At 41.4% G+C, this 22,864-nt stretch carries 27 protein-coding genes; 25 read left to right on the top strand and 2 right to left on the bottom strand.

The annotated features are described in order from the left end of the window. The first annotated feature begins 5 nt into the window (after window positions 1-5). The 20 genes from SK608_RS07605 (at window position 6) to whiA (ending at window position 15,582) form a co-directional block, all read left to right on the top strand. On the top strand, window positions 6-1,043 hold the full coding sequence (locus SK608_RS07605) for a M42 family metallopeptidase (protein ID WP_033677914.1): 1,038 nt from the start codon (window positions 6-8) through the stop codon (window positions 1,041-1,043). Window position 1,044: 1 nt separating this feature from the next. Continuing rightward, the gene (locus tag SK608_RS07600; protein WP_033677912.1) at window positions 1,045-1,515 is read left to right on the top strand and encodes an HIT family protein; all 471 of its coding nucleotides are present in this window, start codon (window positions 1,045-1,047) and stop codon (window positions 1,513-1,515) included. A gap of 2 nt (window positions 1,516-1,517) precedes the next feature. Then, on the top strand, window positions 1,518-2,234 hold the full coding sequence (gene ldcB / locus SK608_RS07595; protein WP_033677910.1) for an LD-carboxypeptidase LdcB/DacB: 717 nt from the start codon (window positions 1,518-1,520) through the stop codon (window positions 2,232-2,234). A 275-nt stretch (window positions 2,235-2,509) separates the two neighbouring features. Continuing rightward, window positions 2,510-2,935, top strand: coding sequence for a 50S ribosomal protein L11 (gene rplK / locus SK608_RS07590; RefSeq protein WP_001085807.1), 426 nt, complete (start codon window positions 2,510-2,512; stop codon window positions 2,933-2,935). Between the two features lie 97 nt (window positions 2,936-3,032). After that, window positions 3,033-3,722, top strand: a complete 690-nt coding sequence (rplA, locus tag SK608_RS07585; RefSeq protein WP_001085675.1) for a 50S ribosomal protein L1 — start codon at window positions 3,033-3,035, stop codon at window positions 3,720-3,722. Window positions 3,723-3,906: 184 nt separating this feature from the next. Beyond that, window positions 3,907-4,419, top strand: a complete 513-nt coding sequence (locus SK608_RS07580; RefSeq protein ID WP_001049318.1) for an adenine phosphoribosyltransferase — start codon at window positions 3,907-3,909, stop codon at window positions 4,417-4,419. Window positions 4,420-4,563: 144 nt separating this feature from the next. After that, window positions 4,564-4,722, top strand: a complete 159-nt coding sequence (locus SK608_RS11760) for a hypothetical protein (RefSeq protein ID WP_235202160.1) — start codon at window positions 4,564-4,566, stop codon at window positions 4,720-4,722. Between the two features lie 75 nt (window positions 4,723-4,797). Then, window positions 4,798-5,742 carry a homoserine O-acetyltransferase MetA gene (metA, locus tag SK608_RS07570; protein ID WP_033677908.1) on the top strand — a complete coding sequence of 315 codons (945 nt, stop codon included), beginning with the start codon at window positions 4,798-4,800 and terminating at the stop codon, window positions 5,740-5,742. 8 nt (window positions 5,743-5,750) lie between these two features. After that, window positions 5,751-6,428: a DnaD domain-containing protein gene (locus SK608_RS07565; protein WP_033677906.1), complete on the top strand. Its 678-nt coding sequence runs from the start codon at window positions 5,751-5,753 to the stop codon at window positions 6,426-6,428. 97 nt (window positions 6,429-6,525) lie between these two features. After that, the gene (gene tpiA / locus SK608_RS07560) at window positions 6,526-7,284 is read left to right on the top strand and encodes a triose-phosphate isomerase (RefSeq protein ID WP_033677904.1); all 759 of its coding nucleotides are present in this window, start codon (window positions 6,526-6,528) and stop codon (window positions 7,282-7,284) included. Window positions 7,285-7,317: 33 nt separating this feature from the next. Then, the gene (lytC, locus tag SK608_RS07555; protein WP_082242461.1) at window positions 7,318-8,832 is read left to right on the top strand and encodes a choline binding-anchored murein hydrolase LytC; all 1,515 of its coding nucleotides are present in this window, start codon (window positions 7,318-7,320) and stop codon (window positions 8,830-8,832) included. Window positions 8,833-9,175: 343 nt separating this feature from the next. Continuing rightward, window positions 9,176-9,694: a Dps family protein gene (locus SK608_RS07550; RefSeq protein WP_004237560.1), complete on the top strand. Its 519-nt coding sequence runs from the start codon at window positions 9,176-9,178 to the stop codon at window positions 9,692-9,694. Window positions 9,695-9,825: 131 nt separating this feature from the next. Continuing rightward, a complete protein-coding gene (locus SK608_RS07545; RefSeq protein ID WP_033677900.1) occupies window positions 9,826-10,332 on the top strand; it encodes a dihydrofolate reductase in 507 nt (168 codons plus the stop codon). Beyond that, entirely contained in the window at window positions 10,332-10,502 is a 171-nt protein-coding gene (locus SK608_RS07540) for a hypothetical protein (RefSeq protein WP_000442260.1), read from the top strand. The genes SK608_RS07545 and SK608_RS07540 overlap by 1 nt, the downstream gene beginning before the upstream one ends. A gap of 36 nt (window positions 10,503-10,538) precedes the next feature. Continuing rightward, the gene (clpX, locus tag SK608_RS07535; protein ID WP_033677897.1) at window positions 10,539-11,771 is read left to right on the top strand and encodes an ATP-dependent Clp protease ATP-binding subunit ClpX; all 1,233 of its coding nucleotides are present in this window, start codon (window positions 10,539-10,541) and stop codon (window positions 11,769-11,771) included. Window positions 11,772-11,779: 8 nt separating this feature from the next. Next, window positions 11,780-12,367, top strand: a complete 588-nt coding sequence (gene yihA / locus SK608_RS07530) for a ribosome biogenesis GTP-binding protein YihA/YsxC (RefSeq protein WP_000422605.1) — start codon at window positions 11,780-11,782, stop codon at window positions 12,365-12,367. A gap of 10 nt (window positions 12,368-12,377) precedes the next feature. Then, window positions 12,378-12,758 carry a RidA family protein gene (locus tag SK608_RS07525; RefSeq protein ID WP_001140420.1) on the top strand — a complete coding sequence of 127 codons (381 nt, stop codon included), beginning with the start codon at window positions 12,378-12,380 and terminating at the stop codon, window positions 12,756-12,758. Between the two features lie 51 nt (window positions 12,759-12,809). Beyond that, window positions 12,810-13,700 (top strand): RNase adapter RapZ, encoded by an 891-nt coding sequence (gene rapZ / locus SK608_RS07520; RefSeq protein WP_033677894.1) that lies wholly within the window; start codon window positions 12,810-12,812, stop codon window positions 13,698-13,700. Next, on the top strand, window positions 13,697-14,674 hold the full coding sequence (locus SK608_RS07515) for a YvcK family protein (RefSeq protein WP_033677892.1): 978 nt from the start codon (window positions 13,697-13,699) through the stop codon (window positions 14,672-14,674). The genes rapZ and SK608_RS07515 overlap by 4 nt, the downstream gene beginning before the upstream one ends. Continuing rightward, entirely contained in the window at window positions 14,671-15,582 is a 912-nt protein-coding gene (whiA, locus tag SK608_RS07510) for a DNA-binding protein WhiA (protein WP_033677890.1), read from the top strand. The genes SK608_RS07515 and whiA overlap by 4 nt, the downstream gene beginning before the upstream one ends. Before the next feature lie 618 nt (window positions 15,583-16,200). On the opposite strand, the gene SK608_RS07505 is transcribed toward whiA, so the two are convergent. Both SK608_RS07505 and SK608_RS07495 read right to left on the bottom strand, forming a co-directional pair. Continuing rightward, entirely contained in the window at window positions 16,201-16,794 is a 594-nt protein-coding gene (locus SK608_RS07505; protein ID WP_235202159.1) for a hypothetical protein, read from the bottom strand. Between the two features lie 529 nt (window positions 16,795-17,323). Next, complete coding sequence (locus SK608_RS07495) at window positions 17,324-18,292, bottom strand: NAD(P)/FAD-dependent oxidoreductase (protein ID WP_033677886.1); 969 nt, start codon at window positions 18,290-18,292, stop codon at window positions 17,324-17,326. Window positions 18,293-18,429: 137 nt separating this feature from the next. On the opposite strand from SK608_RS07495, the gene cdaA reads away from it, so the two are divergent. The 5 genes from cdaA to SK608_RS07470 all read left to right on the top strand — a co-directional run bounded on the left by cdaA (window position 18,430) and on the right by SK608_RS07470 (window position 22,712). After that, on the top strand, window positions 18,430-19,287 hold the full coding sequence (gene cdaA / locus SK608_RS07490; RefSeq protein WP_033677884.1) for a diadenylate cyclase CdaA: 858 nt from the start codon (window positions 18,430-18,432) through the stop codon (window positions 19,285-19,287). Continuing rightward, window positions 19,274-20,038: a CdaR family protein gene (locus SK608_RS07485; protein WP_033677882.1), complete on the top strand. Its 765-nt coding sequence runs from the start codon at window positions 19,274-19,276 to the stop codon at window positions 20,036-20,038. The genes cdaA and SK608_RS07485 overlap by 14 nt, the downstream gene beginning before the upstream one ends. A 24-nt stretch (window positions 20,039-20,062) precedes the next feature. Further along, entirely contained in the window at window positions 20,063-21,415 is a 1,353-nt protein-coding gene (glmM, locus tag SK608_RS07480) for a phosphoglucosamine mutase (RefSeq protein ID WP_033677880.1), read from the top strand. 72 nt (window positions 21,416-21,487) lie between these two features. After that, window positions 21,488-21,862 carry a DUF1149 family protein gene (locus SK608_RS07475; RefSeq protein ID WP_001050087.1) on the top strand — a complete coding sequence of 125 codons (375 nt, stop codon included), beginning with the start codon at window positions 21,488-21,490 and terminating at the stop codon, window positions 21,860-21,862. 1 nt (window position 21,863) lies between these two features. Then, window positions 21,864-22,712 (top strand): DegV family protein, encoded by an 849-nt coding sequence (locus tag SK608_RS07470; RefSeq protein WP_033677877.1) that lies wholly within the window; start codon window positions 21,864-21,866, stop codon window positions 22,710-22,712. The last annotated feature ends 152 nt before the right edge of the window (window positions 22,713-22,864 follow it).

Genomic DNA, 22,864 nt, shown 5'->3' with positions numbered 1-22,864 from the left:
AATAAATGAATCAAACAGTAGAATATATCAAAGAACTAACAGCTATTGCATCGCCAACAGGCTTCACTCGGGAGATTTCGAACTATTTAGTCAATACTTTGGAAGATTTTGGTTACCAGCCGGTTCGCACAGCCAAGGGCGGTGTCAATGTGACCATTAAAGGTCAAAATGATGAAGAGCAACGCTATGTGACTGCCCATGTAGATACGCTCGGTGCTATTGTCCGTGCTGTTAAACCAGACGGCCGTCTCAAATTGGACCGTATCGGTGGCTTTCCTTGGAACATGATTGAAGGAGAAAACTGTACCGTTCATGTGGCTAGTACAGGTCAAAAAGTATCAGGAACCATCCTCATCCACCAAACTTCTTGCCATGTTTACAAGGATGCAGGAACTGCAGAACGCACGCAAGACAATATGGAAGTGCGTTTGGACGTAAAAGTAACTAATGAAAAAGAAACTCGTGCCTTGGGGATTGAAGTCGGTGATTTTATCAGCTTTGATCCACGAACTGTCGTGACAGAGACCGGTTTTATCAAGTCTCGTCATTTGGACGATAAGGTCAGTGCAGCGATTTTGCTTAACCTACTTCGTATTTATAAGGAAGAGAAGATTGAATTGCCAGTAACAACCCATTTTGCTTTTTCAGTTTTTGAAGAAGTAGGCCACGGTGCTAACTCTAATATCCCTGCTCAAGTAGTCGAATATCTGGCTGTGGATATGGGAGCTATGGGGGATGATCAGCAAACAGATGAGTACACAGTGTCCATCTGTGTCAAGGATGCTTCAGGTCCTTATCACTATGACTTCCGTCAACATTTGGTTGCCTTGGCGAAAGAGCAAGATATACCATTTAAGCTGGACATCTATCCATTTTATGGTTCGGACGCTTCAGCAGCCATGTCCGCAGGGGCAGAGGTTAAACACGCCCTTCTCGGTGCTGGTATTGAGTCTAGTCATTCTTATGAGCGTACCCATATTGACTCAGTTGTCGCAACGGAGCGTATGGTTGATGCTTACCTTAAGAGCGTATTGGTAGACTAATATGTGCCTGATTTGCCAGAGAATTGAGCTCATCAAGAAGGGAGAAAATCCCTATTTTGTCAAAGAGTTGGAAACAGGCTATCTTGTGATTGGAGACCACCAGTATTTTGAAGGCTATAGTCTCTTTCTAGCCAAGGAACACGTCACCGAATTGCACCATTTGAAAAAGGAGACAAGACTCCGTTTTCTCGAAGAAATGAGTCTAGTCCAAGAGGCAGTTGCCAAGGCCTTTGCTGCTGAGAAAATGAATATCGAACTGCTAGGAAATGGCGATGCCCATCTCCACTGGCATCTGTTTCCTAGACGAAGAGGTGATATGAATGGTTATGGTCTCAATGGACGTGGTCCAGTATGGTGGGTTCCCTTTGAAGAAATGACAGCAGAAATCTGCCAATCAAAACCTGATGAGATTAAAAGATTAGTCGAATGTTTATCATCAGAAGTAGATAAACTATTAGAAATAAAGGAGTAAAGATGAAAAAAAGATACCTAGTCTTGACAGCCTTGCTAGCCTTGAGTCTAGCAGCTTGTTCACAAGAAAAAGCAAAAAATGAAGATGGCGCAGCTAAGACAGAACAAACAGCCAAAGCTGATGGAACAGTCGATAGTAAATCTCAAGGAGCTGCCCAGAAAAAAGCAGAAGTGGCTAACAAAGGAGACTACTATAGCATCCAAGGGAAATACGATGAAATCATCGTAGCCAACAAACACTATCCGTTGTCTAAAGACTATAATCCAGGGGAAAATCCAACAGCTAAGGCAGAGTTGGTCAAACTCATCAAAGCCATGCAAGAGGCAGGGTTCCCAATCAGTGACCATTACAGTGGCTTTAGAAGTTATGAAACTCAGACCAAGCTCTATCAAGATTATGTCAATCAAGATGGGAAAGAAGCTGCCGACCGTTATTCTGCTCGACCTGGTTATAGCGAACACCAGACAGGCTTGGCCTTTGATGTGATTGGGACTGATGGTGATTTGGTAACAGAAGAAAAAGCAGCCCAATGGCTCTTAGACCATGCTGCTGATTATGGCTTTGTTGTCCGTTATCTCAAAGGCAAGGAAAAGGAAACAGGCTATATGGCTGAGGAATGGCACCTTCGTTATGTCGGAAAAGAAGCTAAAGAAATTGCTGAGAGTGGTCTCAGTTTGGAAGAATACTACGGCTTTGAAGGCGGAGATTACGTCGATTAATACTCTTCGAAAATCTCTTCAAACCACGTCAGCGTCTCCTTACCGTAGATATATGTAACTGACTTCGTCAGTCTTATCTACAACCTCAAAGCAGTGCTTTGAGCAACCTGCGGCTAGCTTCCTAGTTTGCTCTTTGATTTTCATTGAGTATAAAAAATAAACTTTTCTCTTGCAATTTCAGATAAATAGTGTATAATAGATGGGTATGTGAAAAGCATACTTGTGGGAGGTAAAAATCTTTAATTACCGCCAAAACCACAAAGGAGGATTTAAAAATGGCTAAAAAAGTCGAAAAACTTGTAAAATTGCAAATCCCTGCTGGTAAAGCTACACCAGCTCCACCGGTTGGACCTGCTCTTGGTCAAGCTGGTATCAACATCATGGGATTCACAAAAGAGTTCAACGCTCGTACAGCTGACCAAGCTGGTATGATCATTCCAGTTGTTATCTCAGTTTACGAAGATAAATCATTTACTTTCATCACTAAAACACCACCAGCTGCTGTTCTTTTGAAAAAAGCTGCAGGTGTTGAAAAAGGATCAGGTACACCTAACAAAACTAAAGTTGCTACAGTTACTCGTGCACAAGTACAAGAAATTGCAGAAACTAAGATGCCAGATTTGAACGCAGCAAACGTAGAGTCTGCAATGCGTATGATCGAAGGTACTGCTCGTTCTATGGGATTCACTGTTGTTGACTAATCAATAACACCCCCAATATAACCCGCAAGACTTCATCATTTCGAGGAGTGACGTGGGAGATGAAAATCGATTGAACCACTTACAAGGAGAATAGAAAATGGCTAAAAAAAGCAAACAACTTCGTGCTGCTCTTGAGAAAATCGACAGCACAAAAGCATACAGCGTAGAAGAAGCTGTGGCACTTGCAAAAGAAACTAACTTTGCAAAATTTGACGCAACTGTAGAAGTTGCTTACAACTTGAACATCGACGTTAAAAAAGCTGACCAACAAATCCGTGGAGCAATGGTATTGCCAAACGGTACTGGTAAAACTTCACGCGTTCTTGTTTTCGCACGTGGTGCAAAAGCTGAAGAAGCAAAAGCTGCTGGTGCAGACTTTGTTGGTGAAGATGACCTTGTTGCTAAAATCAACGATGGTTGGTTGGACTTCGACGTAGTTATCGCTACACCTGATATGATGGCTCTTGTTGGACGTCTTGGACGTGTCCTTGGACCACGTAACTTGATGCCAAACCCTAAAACTGGTACTGTAACAATGGATGTTGCTAAAGCAGTTGAAGAGTCTAAAGGTGGTAAAATCACTTACCGTGCTGACCGTGCAGGTAACGTTCAAGCAATCATCGGTAAAGTATCATTTGAAGCTGAAAAATTGGTTGAAAACTTCAAAGCTTTCAACGAAACAATCCAAAAAGCAAAACCAGCTACAGCTAAAGGAACTTACGTAACAAACTTGACTATCACAACTACTCAAGGTGTTGGTATCAAAGTTGACGTAAACTCACTTTAATCAGTAGTTTATATCAGAGAACGAGTACGAAAGTGCTCGTTTTTGTATGTAAGTTATAGTCTCTCTAAAATGGTCATCTTATTTGGCTTATAGGGTGAGGGCAAATGAAATACTGTTTTCTCTTCCTTCTTTACTAGAAAATATGGTATAATAGAGAGTAAAAAACTTTGAAAGAAAGAAAAAGATGAATTTAAAAGATTACATTGCAACAATTGAAAATTATCCTAAGGAAGGAATTACCTTCCGTGATATTAGTCCTTTGATGGCTGATGGAAATGCTTATAGCTACGCTGTTCGTGAAATCGTTCAGTATGCTACTGACAAGAAAATTGACATGATCGTGGGACCTGAGGCTCGTGGTTTTATCGTGGGCTGTCCAGTTGCCTTTGAGTTGGGAATTGGTTTCGCGCCTGTTCGTAAGCCAGGTAAATTGCCACGCGAAGTCATTTCTGCTGACTATGAAAAAGAGTACGGTGTTGATACCTTGACTATGCACGCGGATGCCATCAAGCCAGGTCAACGTGTTCTTATCGTAGATGACCTCTTGGCAACAGGTGGAACTGTTAAGGCAACTATCGAGATGATTGAAAAACTTGGTGGTGTTGTAGCAGGTTGTGCCTTTCTTGTTGAATTGGATGAATTGAACGGCCGTGAAAAAATCGGTGACTACGATTACAAAGTTCTCATGCATTATTGATGAAAAACAGTCCCTAGGGCTGTTTTCTCTACATTATGATATAAAAATAGACTATAGCTAGTTAGAGAAAAACTATAATTGAAAACTATATCTTCTTGCAGTATAATAAAAGGACTAAGTGTTTGAGTTTTAGTTTCATACTCAATGAAAATCAAAGAGCAAACTAGGAAACTAGCCGCAGGCTGCTCAAAGTACAGCTTTGAGGTTGCAGATAAAACTGACGAAGTCAGCTCAAAACACTGTTTTGAGGTTGTGGATAGAACTGACGAAGTCAGTAACATATCTACGGCAAGGCAACGTTGACGCGGTTTGAAGAGATTTTCGAAGAGTTTCAAACATATGCAATGATTCCTGAAAGAATACAGTTAGGAGAGGGTTATGCCGATTCGAATTGATAAAAAACTACCAGCTGTTGAGATTTTACGGACAGAGAATATCTTTGTCATGGATGATCAACGTGCGGCCCACCAAGATATCCGTCCTTTGAAGATTTTAATCTTAAATCTTATGCCACAGAAAATGGTCACAGAAACCCAGTTGTTACGCCATTTGGCCAATACACCCCTGCAACTGGATATCGATTTTCTCTATATGGAGAGCCACTGTTCTAAAACAACTCGTTCAGAGCACATGGAGACCTTTTATAAAACTTTTCCTGAAGTCAAAGATGAGTATTTTGATGGCATGATTATCACGGGTGCTCCAGTTGAGCATTTACCATTTGAGGAAGTGGACTATTGGGAGGAATTTAGTCAGGTAATCGAGTGGTCCAAGACTCATGTCTATTCGACCCTTCATATCTGTTGGGGTGCTCAGGCTGGTCTTTATCTGCGCTATGGAGTGGAAAAATACCAGATGGACAGTAAGTTATCGGGTATCTATCCTCAGGACACCTTAAAGGAAGGTCATCTTCTCTTTAGAGGCTTTGACGATAGCTATGTATCTCCTCATTCACGGCATACGGAGATTTCTAAGGAAGAAGTCTTAAACAAGACCAATCTTGAAATTTTATCAGAAGGACCTCAGGTTGGGGTTTCGATTTTGGCCAGTCGTGACTTACGAGAAATTTATAGTTTTGGGCATTTGGAGTATGACCGTGATACCTTGGCAAAAGAGTATTTCCGAGATCGTGACGCAGGTTTAGACCCACATATTCCAGAAAATTACTTTAAGGATGATGATGTCAATCAGGCACCTTGTCTTTGTTGGTCTTCATCTGCAGCCCTCTTTTTCAGTAACTGGGTAAACTATGCGGTCTATCAGGAGACGCCCTTTGACTGGAGAAAGATAGAAGATGATGCATCTGCATATGGGTATTTATAAGAGGAATTATGACATATTTAGACGCTTTTAAATCAGGGAACTTGGTTTTGCCGAGTGCCCTGCTCTTGCATTTTAAGGAACTCTTTCCTTCCAGCGATGATTTTCTGGTCTGGCAATTTTTCTATTTGCAAAATACGACAGGCCTAGATGAAATGTCCCCAAGCCAGATTGCTGAAAGAATTGGCAAGGAAATTTCGGATGTTAATCAGTCCATTTCCAATCTGACGGAGAGGGGACTACTTCAGTATCGAACGATCGAATTGAATGGTGAAATCGAATTGCTTTTTGATGCTAGTTTAGCTTTGGAACGTTTGGATGACTTGCTTGGAGTTGCTCATTCGAATTCAGATCAGTTGACACCTCAAAACCAGCTCAAGGATTTGGTAGAAATCTTCCAACAGGAGTTGGGTCGCTTGTTGACGCCTTTTGAGATTGAAGATTTGACTAAGACACTAAAAGAAGATGGGACCAGTGCTGACTTGATTAAGGAAGCTCTTCGTGAAGCTGTTTTAAATGGAAAAGCAAATTGGAAGTACATTCAGGCCATTTTGAGAAATTGGCGCCATGAAGGAATCAAGAGTGTGACTCAAATCGAGGCTAAGCGGGCAGAAAGAGAAGCCAGCAATCCTCAGTTGACACAGGTATCTGCAGATTTCAGAAATGCCATGGATCTTTGGAAGGATTAATCCATGCAAGCAGGCTTGAAATCCGAGTAAGATTTGCAAGCTGTGTTTAATTGTGATAAAATAAATAGAAAATAAATTGAAAAAAGAGGTATGTGAAATGTCACGTAAACCATTTATCGCTGGTAACTGGAAAATGAACAAAAATCCAGAAGAAGCTAAAGCATTCGTTGAAGCAGTTGCATCAAAACTTCCTTCATCAGATCTTGTTGAAGCAGGTATCGCTGCTCCAGCTCTTGATTTGACAGCTGTTCTTGCTGCTGCTAAAGGTTCAAACCTTAAAGTTGCTGCTCAAAACTGCTACTTTGAAAATGCAGGTGCTTTCACTGGTGAAACTAGCCCACAAGTTTTGAAAGAAATCGGTACTGACTACGTTGTTATCGGTCACTCAGAACGCCGTGACTACTTCCATGAAACTGACGAAGATATCAACAAAAAAGCAAAAGCAATCTTTGCAAACGGCATGCTTCCAATCATCTGTTGTGGTGAATCACTTGAAACTTATGAAGCTGGTAAAGCTGCTGAATTCGTAGGTGCTCAAGTATCTGCTGCATTGGCTGGTTTGACAGCTGAACAAGTTGCTGCATCAGTTATCGCTTACGAGCCAATCTGGGCTATCGGTACTGGTAAATCAGCTTCACAAGACGATGCACAAAAAATGTGTAAAGTTGTTCGTAACGTTGTAGCTGCTGACTTTGGTCAAGAAGTTGCAGACAAAGTTCGTGTTCAATACGGTGGTTCTGTTAAACCTGAAAACGTTGCTTCATACATGGCTTGTCCAGACGTTGACGGTGCCCTTGTTGGTGGTGCGTCACTTGAAGCTGAAAGCTTCTTGGCTTTGCTTGACTTTGTAAAATAATCAGTAGCAAAAGCTAGGTGGAACAGCATTGAGATGTCTGTTCCATTTTTTATAGGAGAGGAAAGATTGAAAACAAAGATTGGAAAAATTGGATTAGCAAGTATCTGCTTACTAGGCTTGGCAGTTAGTCATGTAGCTGCAAATGAAACTGAAGTAGCAAAAACTTCGCAGGATACAACGACAGTTTCAAGTAGTTCAGAGCAAAATCAGTCTTCTAATAAAACTCAAACGAGTGCAGGTGTAAAGACCACTGCTTCTGCCCACTGGGAGGGGGATTATTATGTAAAGGCTGATGGTTCCAAAGCCAAGAGTGAGTGGATTTTTGATAACTACTATAAGGCTTGGTTTTATATTAAGTCAGATGGTCGTTATGCTCAAAATGAGTGGCAGGGCAATTACTACCTAAAATTAGGTGGTTATATGGCTAAGAATGAATGGGTTTATGATAACGCCTATAGGAATTGGTTTTACCTGAAGTCTGATGGTTCTTATGCTAACCAGGAATGGCATTCTGTTGGAGGTAAATGGTACTATTTTAAAAAATGGGGCTATTTAGCTAAAAGTCAATGGCAGGGAAGTTATTTCCTAAATGGTCAAGGTGCCATGATGCAAAATGAATGGCTTTATGATCCAGCCTATTCATCTTACTTCTATCTCAAGTCTGATGGTTCTTATGCAAATCAAGAGTGGCAAAAGGTAGACGGCAAGTGGTACTATTTCAAGAAGTGGGGTTACATGGCCAAAGATGAGTGGCAGGGTAACTACTATTTGACAGGAAGTGGTGCTATGGCTACTGGTGAATTAGTCATGGATGATGCTCGCTATATTTTTTCTGACTCAGGTGAGTTAAAAGAAAAGAAAGACTTGAATGTTGGCTGGGTTCACCGAAATGGCAGACGTTATTTCTTTAACCATCGTGAAGAACAAGTTGGGACTGATCAAGTTAAAAAGGTCATCGATGTCAGTGAACACAATGGTCGTATCAGTGACTGGAAAAAGGTCATTGATGATAATGGCGTTGATGGAGTCATTGTTCGTTTGGGCTATAGTGGAACTGAGGACAAGGAATTGGCTCATAATATTAAGGAGTTAAACCGTCTTGGAATTCCTTACGGTGTTTATCTCTATACTTATGCTGAAAATGAGACTGATGCTGAGAATGATGCTAATCAGACCATTGAACTCTTGAAAAAATACAAGATGAACTTGTCTTACCCTATCTACTACGATGTTGAGAACTGGGAATATGGCAATAAGACCAAGAGAGCTCCAAGTGATACTGGAACCTGGGTCAAGATTATCAACAAGTATATGGCAACAATGAAACAGGCTGGTTATCAAAATGTGAAAGTTTATAGCTACCGTCAACTTTTACAAACTCGTTTGAATCATCCTGATATTTTGCAACATGTCAATTGGGTTGCTGCTTATACTGATGCGCTTGATTGGACAAATCCTCATTATTCAGGTGAAAAAGGATGGCAATATACCTCATCTGAATACTTAAAAGGAATTCGTGGTCGTGTTGACGTCAGCGTTTGGTATTAAGATATAAGTTTGAGAAAGGAGTGTGCAAGAAAATTGCATCCTCTTTTTCTTTATTTTGTCGCAGTTAATACTCTTTGAAAATCAAATTCAAACCACGTCAACGTCACCTTGCCGTACTCAAGTACAGCCTGCGGCTAGTTTCCTAGTTTGCTCTTTGATTTTCATTGAGTATAAGAGAGGTGTAAGGGGACTGGGTTTCATTCTAAAAAATTCTTAAATTATCAGTCTATTGCAACTTTTCTCATGTGAGTCATTTGGCTTGCTATTGGTTATTCTTAGTAGTATACTAAGATAGTAATCAGTAAGAAGTGGTTACAAATAATAATGAATGAGGTAAAATAAAATGGTAGAATTGAAAAAAGAAGCAGTAAAAGACGTAACATCATTGACAAAAGCAGCGCCAGTAGCATTGGCAAAAACTAAGGAAGTCTTGAACCAAGCTGTTGCTGATTTGTATGTAGCCCACGTTGCTTTGCACCAAGTGCACTGGTATATGCGTGGTCGTGGTTTCCTTGTATGGCATCCAAAAATGGATGAGTACATGGAAGCTCTTGATGGTCAATTGGATGAAATTAGCGAACGCTTGATTACACTTGGTGGTAGCCCATTCTCAACATTGACAGAATTCCTTCAAAACAGTGAAATCGAAGAAGAAGCTGGTGAATACCGTAATGTTGAAGAAAGCTTGGAACGTGTGCTTGCTATCTACCGTTACTTGTCAGAACTTTTCCAAAAAGGTTTGGATGTCACTGATGAAGAAGGTGACGATGTGACAAACGGTATCTTCTCAGACGCTAAAACTGAAACTGATAAAACAATCTGGATGCTTGCGGCAGAACTTGGACAAGCACCTGGTTTGTAAGAAATAGAATAATCATATAAAAATCTGTAGGATGCCTCTTACGGATTTTTTTCTATTCTGTAAGCTATTCCAAACCAGTCTTTTTTTGAGTTTTTTGATAAAATAGTACTATCAGTGAAAAGGATGGAAGCATGACTAAGAAAATCGTAGCTATTTGGGCCCAGGATGAAGAGGGTGTGATTGGCAAGGACAATCGTCTGCCTTGGCATTTGCCAGCAGAACTGCAACACTTCAAAGAAACAACTCTGAATCATGCTATCTTGATGGGACGCGTGACCTTTGATGGGATGGGACGTCGACTGCTTCCAAAACGGGAGACCTTGATTTTGACACGTAACCCGGAAGAAAAGATAGATGGGGTTGCTACTTTTCAGGACATCCAGTCTGTCTTGGACTGGTATCAGGGTCAAGACAAGAATCTCTATATTATTGGTGGAAAGCAGATTTTTCAGGCTTTTGAACCCTATTTCGATGAAGTAATTGTCACTCAAATCCATGCTCGGGTGGAAGGAGATACCTATTTTCCTGAGGAGTTTGATCTGTCCCTTTTTGAGACGGTTTCAAGCAAATCTTATGCCAAAGATGAGAAAAATCCTTATGATTTTACCATCCAATACCGCAAGAGAAAGGAAGTCTAATGGAACGTAGTATATTTGGTTTTTTCACAGCCATGCTGTGTTTGGTCTGTTTGCTTGCTGGGGCACAGGCTTTTCGTAAAAAGCGTTATGGACTTTCTGTCCTGCTCTGGTTAAATGCTTTTACCAATTTGGTCAATAGTATCCATGCTTTTTACATGACCTTATTTTAGATAGAATGACAGTATAGAATAGAACGGAAGGAAATCATGCCTACAAATAGGAATAATGATATGATGGTTTATTGCTCATTTTGTGGCAAAAGCCAAGAAGAAGTACAAAAAATAATCGCTGGGAACAACGCCTTTATCTGTAATGAATGTGTAGAGTTAGCCCAGGAAATCATTCGGGAGGAGTTGGCTGAGGAAGTCTTGGCTGACTTGTCTGAAGTTCCAAAACCAATCGAACTTCTCCATATCTTGAACCACTATGTAATCTGTCAAGATCGTGCCAAGCGTGCCTTGGCAGTTGCAGTTTACAACCATTACAAACGCATCAATTTTCACGATACACGCGAAGAATCAGAAGATGTGGATTTGCAGAAGTCAAACATCTTGATGATTGGTCCAACTGGTTCAGGGAAAACATTCCTTGCCCAGACCTTGGCTAAGAGTTTAAATGTACCTTTTGCCATTGCAGATGCGACAGCTCTTACTGAGGCTGGTTATGTAGGTGAGGACGTAGAAAATATTCTCCTCAAACTCCTGCAGGCTGCTGACTTTAATATCGAACGTGCAGAGCGTGGCATTATCTATGTGGATGAAATTGACAAGATTGCCAAGAAGAGTGAGAATGTATCGATTACCCGTGATGTTTCTGGTGAAGGGGTGCAACAAGCTCTTCTCAAGATTATCGAGGGAACCGTTGCTAGCGTGCCGCCTCAAGGTGGACGCAAACATCCGCAACAAGAGATGATTCAAGTGGATACTAAAAATATCCTCTTCATCGTGGGTGGTGCCTTTGATGGTATTGAAGAAATTGTCAAACAACGTCTGGGTGAAAAAGTCATCGGTTTTGGTCAAAACAATAAAGGGATTGATGAAAATAGCTCTTACATGCAAGAAATCATCGCAGAAGATATTCAAAAATTTGGCATTATCCCTGAGTTGATTGGACGCTTGCCTGTCTTTGCAGCTCTTGAGCAATTAACGGTTGATGACTTGGTTCGTATCTTGAAAGAGCCAAGAAATGCCTTGGTAAAACAATACCAAACCTTGCTTTCTTATGATGATGTCGAGTTGGAATTTGACGATGAAGCCCTTCAGGAAATTGCCAATAAAGCCATCGAACGCAAAACTGGTGCGCGAGGTCTTCGCTCGATTATCGAAGAGACCATGCTAGACGTCATGTTTGAAGTACCGAGTCAGGAAAATGTGAAATTGGTCCGCATCACTAAAGAAGCTGTCGATGGAACGGATAAACCAATCCTAGAAACAGCCTAGAGGTGACTATGGAACTTAATACACATAATGCTGAAATCTTGCTCAGTGCGGCTAATAAGTCCCACTATCCGCAGGATGAACTGCCAGAGATCGCTCTTGCAGGGCGTTCAAATGTTGGTAAATCCAGCTTTATCAATACCATGCTGAACCGTAAGAATCTGGCTCGTACGTCAGGGAAACCTGGTAAAACCCAGCTCCTGAACTTCTTTAACATTGACGACAAGATGCGCTTTGTGGATGTGCCTGGTTATGGCTATGCCCGCGTTTCCAAAAAGGAACGTGAAAAGTGGGGGCGCATGATTGAGGAGTACCTAACGACTCGGGAAAATCTCCGTGCAGTAGTCAGTTTAGTTGACCTCCGTCATGATCCGTCAGCAGATGATGTGCAGATGTACGAATTTCTCAAGTATTATGAGATTCCGGTCATCATTGTGGCGACCAAGGCGGACAAGATTCCTCGTGGTAAATGGAACAAGCACGAATCAGCAATCAAAAAGAAATTAAACTTTGACCCAAGTGACGATTTCATCCTCTTTTCATCTGTCAGCAAGGCAGGGATGGATGAGGCTTGGGATGCAATCTTAGAAAAATTGTGAGGAAAAGAAAATGGCAAAAACAATTCATACAGACAAAGCTCCAAAGGCTATCGGACCATATGTTCAAGGAAAAATCGTTGGCAACCTTTTGTTTGCTAGTGGTCAAGTTCCTCTCTCTCCTGAAACTGGGGAAATCGTTGGAGAAACGATCCAAGAACAGACAGAGCAAGTCTTAAAAAACATCGGTGCTATTTTGGCAGAAGCAGGAACAGACTTTGACCATGTTGTCAAAACAACTTGCTTCTTGAGCGATATGAACGACTTTGTTCCTTTTAACGAGGTTTACCAAACGGCCTTTAAAGAGGAATTTCCAGCTCGTTCAGCTGTGGAGGTAGCTCGTCTTCCTCGTGATGTAAAAGTCGAAATTGAAGTCATCGCAGAGATTGGATAAGCTAGTTGAAGTTTGGTGTTGCCAAGCTTCTTTTGATATAAGGAGAAAAAGATGACAAAGAAACAACTTCACTTGGTGATTGTGACAGGGATGAGTGGGGCAGGAAAAACTGTAGCCATTCAGTCCTTCGAGGATCTAGGTTATTTCACTATTGATAATATGCCGCCAGCCCTCTTGCCTAAATTTTTGCAGTTGGTGGAAACAAAGGAAGACGACCATAAGTTGGCCTTGGTAGTAGATATGCGTAGCCGTTCTTTCTTCTCAGAGATTCAAGATGTTTTGGATGAGTTGGAAAACAAGGAAGAACTGGACTTTAAAATTCTCTTTTTGGATGCAGCTGATAAGGAATTGGTCGCTCGTTACAAGGAAACCAGACGGAGTCACCCGTTAGCTGCAGATGGACGGATTTTGGATGGCATCAAGCTGGAACGTGAACTCTTGGCGCCTTTGAAAAATATGAGCCAAAATGTGGTGGATACAACTGAACTTACTCCACGTGAGCTGCGCAAAACCCTTGCAGAGCAGTTTTCTGATCAGGAACAAGCCCAGTCTTTCCGTATCGAAGTCATGTCTTTTGGTTTTAAATATGGAATCCCGATTGATGCGGACTTGGTCTTTGATGTCCGATTCTTGCCAAATCCCTATTATCTACCAGAACTTCGAAACCAAACGGGTGTGGATGAACCTGTTTATGATTATGTCATGAACCATCCTGAGTCAGAAGACTTTTATCAACATTTGTTGGCCTTGATTGAGCCGATTTTGCCAAGTTACCAAAAGGAAGGTAAGTCCGTTTTGACCATTGCCATGGGTTGTACGGGTGGACAACACCGTAGTGTGGCTTTTGCTAAACGCTTGGCGCAGGACTTATCCAAGAATTGGCCTGTTAATGAAGGGCATCGCGACAAAGACCGAAGAAAGGAAACGGTAAACCGTTCATGAGAAAACCAAAGATAACGGTGATTGGTGGAGGTACTGGGATCCCTGTCATTCTTAAGAGTCTGCGGGAAAAAGATGTGGAAATCGCAGCTATCGTAACGGTGGCAGATGATGGTGGTTCATCAGGTGAACTCCGAAAAAATATGCAACAATTGACACCGCCAGGTGATCTTCGTAATGTCCTTGTGGCCATGTCGGATATGCCTAAGTTTTATGAGAAGGTCTTTCAGTATCGCTTTTCTGAGGATGCTGGAGCCTTTGCTGGCCATCCATTGGGAAATCTCATCATTGCTGGCCTGTCAGAAATGCAGGGCTCGACCTATAATGCCATGCAGTTGCTGAGCAAATTTTTCCATACAACTGGGAAGATTTATCCTTCCAGTGACCATCCTTTGACCCTTCATGCAGTTTTTCAGGATGGGACAGAAGTGGCTGGAGAGAGTCATATTGCAGACCATCCGGGCATGATTGACCATGTCTATGTGACCAATACCCTCAATGATGATACACCTCTGGCTAGCCGTCGAGTAGTGCAGACCATTCTTGAAAGTGACATGATTGTCCTAGGGCCTGGTTCCCTCTTTACCTCGATTTTGCCCAATATTGTAATTAAGGAAATTGGTCAGGCGCTTTTGGAAACTAAGGCAGAAATTGCTTATGTCTGCAATATCATGACCCAACGTGGGGAGACGGAACACTTTACAGATAGCGACCATGTGGAAGTCTTGCATCGTCACCTTGGCCGACCTTTTATCGACACTGTCTTGGTGAATATCGAAAAAGTGCCTCAGGAATACATGAATTCCAATCGCTTTGATGAATACTTGGTGCAGGTGGACCATGACTTTGCTGGGCTTTGTAAGCAGGTTCCGCGTGTGATTTCATCCAACTTCCTTCGTCTGGAAAATGGGGGTGCCTTCCACGATGGGGATTTGATTGTGGATGAGTTGATGCGGATTATACAGGTGAGAAAATGAGTTTCACAGTAGCAGTAAAAGAAGAAATACTAGGTCAACACCATCTGAGCCGGCATGAATTATCTGCTATTATCAAGATGTCTGGCAGTATCGGCCTCTCAACTTCGGGCTTGACCTTGTCCGTCGTGACAGAAAATGCCAAACTGGCTCGTCACCTCTATGAGTCCTTTCTTCATTTCTACGAAATCAAATCGGAAATCCGACACCACCAAAGAAGTAATCTTCGTAAGAATCGGGTCTATACCGTTTTTACAGATGAAAAGGTGCAGGACCTGCTGAGTGATTTGCACTTGGCAGACTCCTTTTTTGGTCTGGAAACAGGTATTGACGAGGAGATTTTATCAGACGAGGAAGCAGGCCGTGCCTATCTCTGTGGTGCTTTCTTGGCAAATGGAAGCATTCGTGACCCTGAGTCAGGCAAGTATCAGTTGGAAATCAGTTCTGTTTATCTGGACCACGCGCAAGGGATTGCCTCTCTTCTCCAGCAGTTTTTGCTGGATGCCAAGGTGCTTGAGCGCAAGAAGGGAGCTGTTACCTATCTCCAGCGTGCCGAAGATATTATGGACTTCTTGATTGTCATCGGAGCCATGCAGGCGCGTGATGATTTTGAGCGGGTTAAGATTTTACGAGAAACTCGTAACGACCTCAATCGGGCCAATAATGCTGAAACGGCTAATATCGCTCGAACAGTTTCTGCCAGCATGAAGACCATCAACAATATCAGTAAAATTAAAGATATCATGGGCTTAGAAAATCTGCCAGTGGATTTGCAGGAGGTGGCGCAGCTGCGGATTCAGCACCCAGACTACTCTATCCAGCAGTTAGCAGATAGCCTCAGCAACCCTCTGACCAAAAGTGGCGTCAACCACAGACTCAGAAAAATCAATAAGATAGCCGATGAGTTATAAAAATATAAAACACCTCTTTCTTGACAATTGAATAGAGCATGTGAGATAATAAAGGGGAATTGAGAAGTTCTAGCATTTTAGTGCTAACAGAAATCCCCTCGGTATTGCAGTACCGAGGGGATTTTTTCTGGGTTAGATAGCACTAACCAGGAAGGTTATACTCAATGAAAATAAAAGAGCAAACTAGGAAGCTAGCCGTAGGCTGTACTTGAGTACGGCAAGGCGAAGCTGACGTGGTTTGAATTTGATTTTCGAAGAGTATTACTTGTCGAAGTGATCGTCTAACCAACGAGTCACCAGCCATGAGATGATACTCTCGATGACTGCGATAAGTACTATTTTGAGAAGTTCTGGCATCTGTAATACCTCCTTTTCCAAGGAGTATCGTTAGTGCCATCGTTATGATATCACATGCTCTATCAATTTGATAGGACATTTTTGCTTTTTGAAAAAGAAGGGGAAAGGCAAAAAGCAATGTCATTAAGTTAAGAAATTTAGCTCTTTAAAATCAAAAACGCATAATATCAGATATTGAAAACCGTGATACTATGCGTTTTATTGTGAGAAAATTTATTTCATTTTCTCCTGAAATTGAGTTTTTACCCAGTCTCTAATGAGTTATTTCCAAGTGACCAGTTCGCTCCAAACGCTAACATTCGATATAGTAGAGGTTTCACCAGCTGGAACCCATTTGTTGGTGCCTAAGTATCTAACTTCTAGTTTACGAACGTTTACTGTGTAAGATGCTTTTAGTCTAATATAACCATAAGTGTAGGGTGGTACGTTATGGGAGACTGAGTGATTTAAACTAAGTCCAGCTCCAGACTCCGGAGCAGAAAAGCTAACACCTGCACCTACAGTCAGAGTAGCTCCAGCTTTTCCACCATAGGCAGTTGAACTTACAGGACCTGATGTGGTGCTTTTCTTGTAAGAGTGAGAGTATTTAGTTCTATAGTCTGCAACACCAGTTGCATTAGAACGAGTCTGATACGTAGATTTAGACTCTAAATAGGCGTCTCTAAGTTCAGTTGTATAAAATGACAATAACTCTCCTGTGTTGATATCTTTTACAATACGATTAGATACAATTTCATAATTTGTACCAGGATAGACATCAGCAAAAACCGTAGATGTTGTGACTAAGAATAATAGACTTGATAGTAGAGAGAAAAACAATAGTTTCAGTTTAATCATAACAAATTTTTTCTTCATGAGTAAAAGATTATTTTTTCAATCCTTTGAAAGTTATAATGCAACCCGAAATAATACTGAGAGTTCCTACAGGTCTCCAATATAGTTGCCAAAAGAATAAATTTATTCTTTCTTTCAGTGTCGCATAGGGTTCGGCATAATAGGGGTTGATGTGAAATAATAAAAAACCAAAACATAAAACTATGATTCCAGTTAAGAATAAAATGTCCTTATTTACTTTCCTCATAAAACCTCCTTTTATTTTATTTAAAGCGCTTTCTATTATTAGTATACGTCAAAAAAAAGAAAAAACAAGTCTATTTATTTATTTTTTTATATGGTATAATAGAATAGTTGGAGAGTTTTTATATAGCTTTAAAAGGCTGATATGAATACTTTGTATAATCTAATGATTCTTCAAAAAATTTCTTATTCAAACAAGAGCAAAGAGAAGGTGGGCTGCATATCAGAAGTTAGATGTATTTCTGTCTAACTTTTGAGGTGTAGTTCATTTTAAAACCACGAATCCTATGTGACTCGTGGTTCTTTTTTATAAACTGGTTGAGTGTTTTGGCTGCACTTTTTGCTCAGGGTCAATGTAGTTGATGGCATTGTTGACAGCGGTTGGAGCTTCTCCGAGGCCTGTCGCAATCAGGTCAATTTTTCCGTCATAGTAGCAGCAGTCTCCGATAGCATAGATACCTGATTGGCTAGATTCTTGCTTGCTGTTGACAATAATCTTGTGACGATTGAGGTCCAGACCCCAGTTTTTGAGGTTACCGACAGAAGATTTGAAACCATAGTTGACAAAGAGGTGGTCTAGGTCAATCGTTTCTGTTTCATCAGATTTAACTTTTGTGATTTCAAGTTTATCGAGCGTTTTTCTATCTCCAAGGAGTTTGCTAGGGACGAATGGTGTCTTGATGGTTACAGATGATTCCTGCAAGGCTTGGACACTGTGCTCCAAGGCGCGGAAATTATCTCTGCGGTGGACAAGGGTAGTTGGTGCGATTTTTTCAAAAGCCAAAGCCCAATCTACAGCTGAGTCTCCTCCACCAAGAATTGTCACTTTCTTCCCAGCATATTGCTGGATGTTGGAAACGTGGTAGTGGATATTTTCATAGCCCTCAACGCCTTCTAGTTCCAGCGGACGTGGTTTAAAGGCACCGCCACCCATAGCGATGATAACAGTTTTAGACAGGTGACTTCCTTTAGAAGTGGTAATGGCAAAGCCTTCTTCTTGTTTTTCAATCTCAAGAACCGTTTCATTGAGATGAATAGGGGTATCAAAGCCGTTTAACTGTTCAATCAAGCGGTTGGTCAACTCTTCTCCAGTTAGGTTTGGGAAACCTGGTACGTCTAGGATTTCCTTTTCAGGGTAGAGAATAGCAGGCTGTCCACCTAGTTGGGGAAGGGAGTCGATGATTTGAACGTTAGCTTGGCGTAGGTGGGCATAGAAGGCCGCAAAAAGACCGACAGGACCACCACCTACAATAGTGATATCATAGAGTTGGGACATGGTTTCTCCTTTGTTTTTTCTAGTCAGTTTATTTTATCATATTTTTCCTTAATTTAAAATGAAGTAGGATAGGGAAAAAAATGCCAGAAAAATGGTATAATAGAGAGGAACGTGTTTGGACAGAGAGGAGACAGCAGATGAACTTTCAACAATTATCCAACCTGCAATATTGGACTAGCTTGTTTTCTAGTCCTTGGAGTATTGCCATCAATCTGTTTGATATTTTGATTGTGACCTATGTTTTGTATCGTTTTACAAAAGCGATAGCTGGTACCAAGATTATGATTTTGGTGCGGGGGGTCTTGATCTTTGTATTAGCCCAGGTTGTGGCCAATATCCTTGGTTTAACAACGATTTCTTGGTTGATTAATCAGATTATTACCTATGGGGTCATTGCTGCGGTTGTTATCTTCTCTCCAGAGATTCGGACTGGTTTGGAACGCTTGGGAAGGGCGACAGATTTCTTTTCTACTACTCAAATTAGTGCAGAAGAGAAAATGATTCGTGCCTTTGTCAAGTCAGTTGAATACATGAGTCCTCGTAAGATTGGTGCTTTGGTTGCCATTCAACGGGTTCGGACCTTACAAGAATACATCGCGACAGGAATTCCCTTGGATGCCAAAATTTCGGCAGAACTCCTCATCAATATTTTTATTCCCAACACTCCCCTACATGATGGTGCTGTGATTATCAGAGAAAATCGGATTGCCGTTACCTCTGCCTATCTGCCCTTGACAGAAAGTACAGGAATTTCCAAGGAATTTGGGACCAGACACCGGGCGGCTATCGGTTTATCAGAAGTATCCGATGCCTTGACCTTCATTGTCTCAGAGGAAACAGGTGGTATTTCTATTACCTACAATGGGGTCTTCAAGCACGACTTGACGATTGAAGAATTTGAAGCAGAACTACGTTCAATTCTTGTGCCAGCTGTTGAGGAAAAAGTCAGTTTTAAGGACCGTTTGCTAGGAGGTTGGAAATATGAGAAAAAATAGTCTATATATCATTTCATCTCTCTTTTTTGCTTGTGTCTTATTCATCTATGCAACATCGACTAATTTTCAAAATAACAATACCGCAAGACAGGTCAAATCAGAAACCTACACCAATACGATAGCAAATGTTCCTATCGATATTCACTATGATGATGACCAGTATTTCATTAGCGGATTTGCATCAGAAGTTTCAGTTGTGTTGACAGGTGCCAATCGTGTGACCTTGGCCAGTGAAATGCAGGAAAGTACTCGTAAGTTTAAGGTTACAGCGGATTTGACAGATGCTAGTGTTGGAACGATTGAAGTTCCTTTGAACATTGAAAATCTTCCTAGTGGATTGACTGCTGTGGCAACGCCTCAAAAGATTACAGTGAAAGTTGGGAAGAAGGTTAAGCGAGATGGGATGATTGTTGTGCCACAAGTTGACCAAAGCCAGATTGATCCCAAGCTACAACTTGATAGTGTAACCGTGTCAAATGAACGCGTTTCGGTCACGACTGACCAGGAAACATTAGCTAAGATTGACAAAGTTATTGCGCTTTTACCAACCAGCGAACGCATAACAGGTAATTACAGTGGCTCAGTACCTTTGCAGGCAATCGACCGCAACGGGGTAGTCTTACCAGTAGTTATCACTCCGTTTGATACAACAATGAAGGTCACTACAAAACCAGTAGCACCAAGTTCAAGCACAAGCAGTTCGTCAGAGACATCTTCGTCAACAAAAGCAACTAGTTCAAAAACGAATTAAAAATAGGAAAAGGATTTTATAAAAATGGGTAAATATTTTGGGACTGATGGAGTCCGTGGAGAAGCTAACGTAGAATTAACGCCAGAATTGGCCTTTAAACTAGGACGTTTTGGAGGCTATGTTCTCAGCCAACATGAAACGGAAGCACCGAAAGTCTTTGTAGGACGTGACACACGTATTTCAGGGGAAATGCTGGAATCGGCCTTGGTAGCAGGTCTCCTCTCTGTAGGGATTCACGTATATAAACTAGGCGTTCTGGCAACACCAGCAGTAGCTTACTTGGTTAAAACTGAGGGAGCTAGTGCAGGTGTCATGATTTCTGCTAGCCACAACCCAGCCCTTGATAATGGGATTAAGTTCTTTGGTGGTGATGGCTTCAAACTAGATGACGAAAAAGAAGCAGAAATTGAAGCCTTGCTAGATGCTGAGGAAGACACTCTTCCTCGTCCAAGTGCAGAAGGATTGGGAACCTTGGTAGATTATCCAGAAGGCTTGCGTAAGTATGAAGGATACCTTGTTTCAACTGGAACTCCTCTTGATGGAATGAAGGTTGCCTTGGATACAGCTAATGGAGCAGCTTCTACCAGTGCCCGTCAAATCTTTGCAGACCTTGGTGCTCAATTAACAGTTATCGGGGAAACACCAGATGGTCTTAACATCAACCTTAATGTTGGTTCAACCCACCCAGAAGCCCTGCAAGAAGTGGTTAAAGAAAGCGGGTCAGCTATCGGTTTGGCATTTGATGGAGACAGTGACCGTTTGATTGCTGTTGATGAAAATGGTGAGATCGTTGATGGTGACAAGATCATGTACATCATCGGGAAATACCTTTCTGAAAAAGGACAATTGGCTCAAAATACAATTGTGACAACCGTTATGTCTAACCTTGGTTTCCACAAGGCCTTGGACCGCGAAGGCATTAACAAGGCAGTTACTGCAGTTGGCGATCGTTACGTTGTTGAAGAAATGAGAAAATCAGGCTACAATCTTGGTGGTGAACAGTCTGGTCACGTTATCTTGATGGATTACAATACTACAGGTGATGGTCAATTATCAGCTGTCCAATTGACTAAAATCATGAAGGAAACTGGTAAGAGTTTGTCAGAGTTGGCTGCAGAAGTAACCATCTATCCACAAAAATTAGTCAATATCCGAGTGGAAAATGCCATGAAGGAAAAGGCTATGGAAGTGCCAGCTATCAAGGCTATCATCGAGAAGATGGAAGAAGAAATGGCAGGGAATGGCCGTATCCTTGTTCGCCCAAGTGGAACAGAGCCACTCTTACGTGTTATGGCAGAAGCGCCTACAACAGAAGAAGTGGACTACTATGTTGATACTATCGCAGACGTAGTTCGAGCTGAAATCGGGATTGACTAAATCCTAGAAAACTAGATGAAAATAAAAAATTATGGTACAATAGCTTATAATATTGTACCAAGGGAGAAAGACATGAATCTTAAACGTGAACAAGAATTTGTTAGTCAGTATCATTTTGATGCGCGTAATTTTGAATGGGAAAATGAAAATGGAGCTCCTGAAACTAAGGTGGATGTGAACTTCCAATTGCTCCAACATGACCAAGAAAATCAAGTGACTTCCTTGATTGTCATCTTGACCTTTATGATTGTATTTGATAAGTTTGTTATCAGTGGAACCATTTCACAGGTAAACCACATCGATGGCCGTATTGTCAATGAACCAAGTGAATTGAGCCAAGAAGAAGTGGAAACTTTGGCTCGTCCATGTTTGAACATGCTCAACCGTTTGACTTACGAAGTAACTGAAATTGCATTAGACTTACCAGGAATCAATTTGGAGTTCTAATATGAAACTAGCTGTTATCACAGATTCTTCTGCCTATCTCAGTGCAGAGACCTTGCAAAGAGAAGATTTATTTGTCTTGGATATTCCTGTCAATATTGATGGTGAGGAGTATGTCGAAGGCATCAATCTGACTGCTGAAGAATTTTACCAAAAAATGGCTCAGGCTTCTGAATTGCCTAAGACTAGTCAACCAAGTATTGCCAAGTTAGATGAAATCTTAACTTCGCTCAAAGAACAAGGTTATACACATGCTTTGGGGCTTTTCCTATCTTCTGGAATTTCAGGTTTTTACCAAAATATTCAGTATATGATAGATGACTATGATGGTTTAACCATTGCTTTTCCAGACACTTTGATTACAAGTGCTCCTCTGGGTATCATGGTTGAAAGCGTCTTTAATTGGCGTGACCAGGGCGATGATTTTGCCAGCATTCAGGATAAGCTAGCCATTCAAATCAGCCGTACGTCAGCTTTTATCATGGTAGATGATTTAGATCATTTGGTAAAAGGTGGGCGCCTTTCAAATGGGGCTGCCATTTTGGGCAATTTGCTTAGCATTAAGCCAATCCTTTATTTCAACGACCAAGGTGTGATTGAAGTTTACGAAAAAGTTCGTACTGAAAAGAAAGCAACCAAACGCTTAATTGAAATTATCAAGGAAACAACGGCTTCAGGCCAATATCGGGTCATTGTCATTCATGGGAATGCTCCTGAAAAGGCTGAGGAATTGCGTCAGCACTTGCTTGAATCTGGAGTGGGTACGGATATTTCACTAGCTACATTTGGTAGTGTCATTGGGACACACCTAGGATCAGGAAGCATTGCTCTGGGTTATATTCCAGTGATTTAGTTGGGACTTTTAGCTTAGTTAAGAAGTTAGCAAATGAACACGCCTGGAACCCTGTGTGAAAAAGATAGTTCTTCCAAGGAGTAGACACTCTTTGATCAGAACTCTTATTTTCACGTTTTGTTCTCACAGGCTTTGTATCTTAGACAGGAGTA

Source organism: Streptococcus mitis subsp. hohhotensis, assembly GCF_000722775.1.
Lineage (GTDB): Bacteria > Bacillota > Bacilli > Lactobacillales > Streptococcaceae > Streptococcus > Streptococcus carlssonii.
This window is presented reverse-complemented; position numbering and strand designations above follow the sequence as displayed.

Bases quoted from the DNA above. Each gene is read 5' to 3' on its own strand.
- yihA (WP_000422605.1), top strand. From the start codon at position 11,780: ATGGAACTTAATACACATAATGCTGAAATCTTGCTCAGTGCGGCTAAT.
- glmM (WP_033677880.1), top strand. From the start codon at position 20,063: ATGGGTAAATATTTTGGGACTGATGGAGTCCGTGGAGAAGCTAACGTA.
- SK608_RS07600 (WP_033677912.1), top strand. From the start codon at position 1,045: ATGTGCCTGATTTGCCAGAGAATTGAGCTCATCAAGAAGGGAGAAAAT.
- whiA (WP_033677890.1), top strand. From the start codon at position 14,671: ATGAGTTTCACAGTAGCAGTAAAAGAAGAAATACTAGGTCAACACCAT.
- cdaA (WP_033677884.1), top strand. From the start codon at position 18,430: ATGAACTTTCAACAATTATCCAACCTGCAATATTGGACTAGCTTGTTT.
- SK608_RS07540 (WP_000442260.1), top strand. From the start codon at position 10,332: ATGGAACGTAGTATATTTGGTTTTTTCACAGCCATGCTGTGTTTGGTC.
- SK608_RS07470 (WP_033677877.1), top strand. From the start codon at position 21,864: ATGAAACTAGCTGTTATCACAGATTCTTCTGCCTATCTCAGTGCAGAG.
- SK608_RS07475 (WP_001050087.1), top strand. From the start codon at position 21,488: ATGAATCTTAAACGTGAACAAGAATTTGTTAGTCAGTATCATTTTGAT.
- SK608_RS11760 (WP_235202160.1), top strand. From the start codon at position 4,564: ATGAAAATCAAAGAGCAAACTAGGAAACTAGCCGCAGGCTGCTCAAAG.
- SK608_RS07605 (WP_033677914.1), top strand. From the start codon at position 6: ATGAATCAAACAGTAGAATATATCAAAGAACTAACAGCTATTGCATCG.
- tpiA (WP_033677904.1), top strand. From the start codon at position 6,526: ATGTCACGTAAACCATTTATCGCTGGTAACTGGAAAATGAACAAAAAT.
- SK608_RS07565 (WP_033677906.1), top strand. From the start codon at position 5,751: ATGACATATTTAGACGCTTTTAAATCAGGGAACTTGGTTTTGCCGAGT.
- rplK (WP_001085807.1), top strand. From the start codon at position 2,510: ATGGCTAAAAAAGTCGAAAAACTTGTAAAATTGCAAATCCCTGCTGGT.
- SK608_RS07525 (WP_001140420.1), top strand. From the start codon at position 12,378: ATGGCAAAAACAATTCATACAGACAAAGCTCCAAAGGCTATCGGACCA.
- SK608_RS07580 (WP_001049318.1), top strand. From the start codon at position 3,907: ATGAATTTAAAAGATTACATTGCAACAATTGAAAATTATCCTAAGGAA.
- SK608_RS07515 (WP_033677892.1), top strand. From the start codon at position 13,697: ATGAGAAAACCAAAGATAACGGTGATTGGTGGAGGTACTGGGATCCCT.
- clpX (WP_033677897.1), top strand. From the start codon at position 10,539: ATGCCTACAAATAGGAATAATGATATGATGGTTTATTGCTCATTTTGT.
- SK608_RS07485 (WP_033677882.1), top strand. From the start codon at position 19,274: ATGAGAAAAAATAGTCTATATATCATTTCATCTCTCTTTTTTGCTTGT.
- SK608_RS07545 (WP_033677900.1), top strand. From the start codon at position 9,826: ATGACTAAGAAAATCGTAGCTATTTGGGCCCAGGATGAAGAGGGTGTG.
- SK608_RS07550 (WP_004237560.1), top strand. From the start codon at position 9,176: ATGGTAGAATTGAAAAAAGAAGCAGTAAAAGACGTAACATCATTGACA.
- metA (WP_033677908.1), top strand. From the start codon at position 4,798: ATGCCGATTCGAATTGATAAAAAACTACCAGCTGTTGAGATTTTACGG.
- rplA (WP_001085675.1), top strand. From the start codon at position 3,033: ATGGCTAAAAAAAGCAAACAACTTCGTGCTGCTCTTGAGAAAATCGAC.
- ldcB (WP_033677910.1), top strand. From the start codon at position 1,518: ATGAAAAAAAGATACCTAGTCTTGACAGCCTTGCTAGCCTTGAGTCTA.
- rapZ (WP_033677894.1), top strand. From the start codon at position 12,810: ATGACAAAGAAACAACTTCACTTGGTGATTGTGACAGGGATGAGTGGG.
- lytC (WP_082242461.1), top strand. From the start codon at position 7,318: ATGTCTGTTCCATTTTTTATAGGAGAGGAAAGATTGAAAACAAAGATT.
- SK608_RS07495 (WP_033677886.1), bottom strand. From the start codon at position 18,292: ATGTCCCAACTCTATGATATCACTATTGTAGGTGGTGGTCCTGTCGGT.
- SK608_RS07505 (WP_235202159.1), bottom strand. From the start codon at position 16,794: ATGAAGAAAAAATTTGTTATGATTAAACTGAAACTATTGTTTTTCTCT.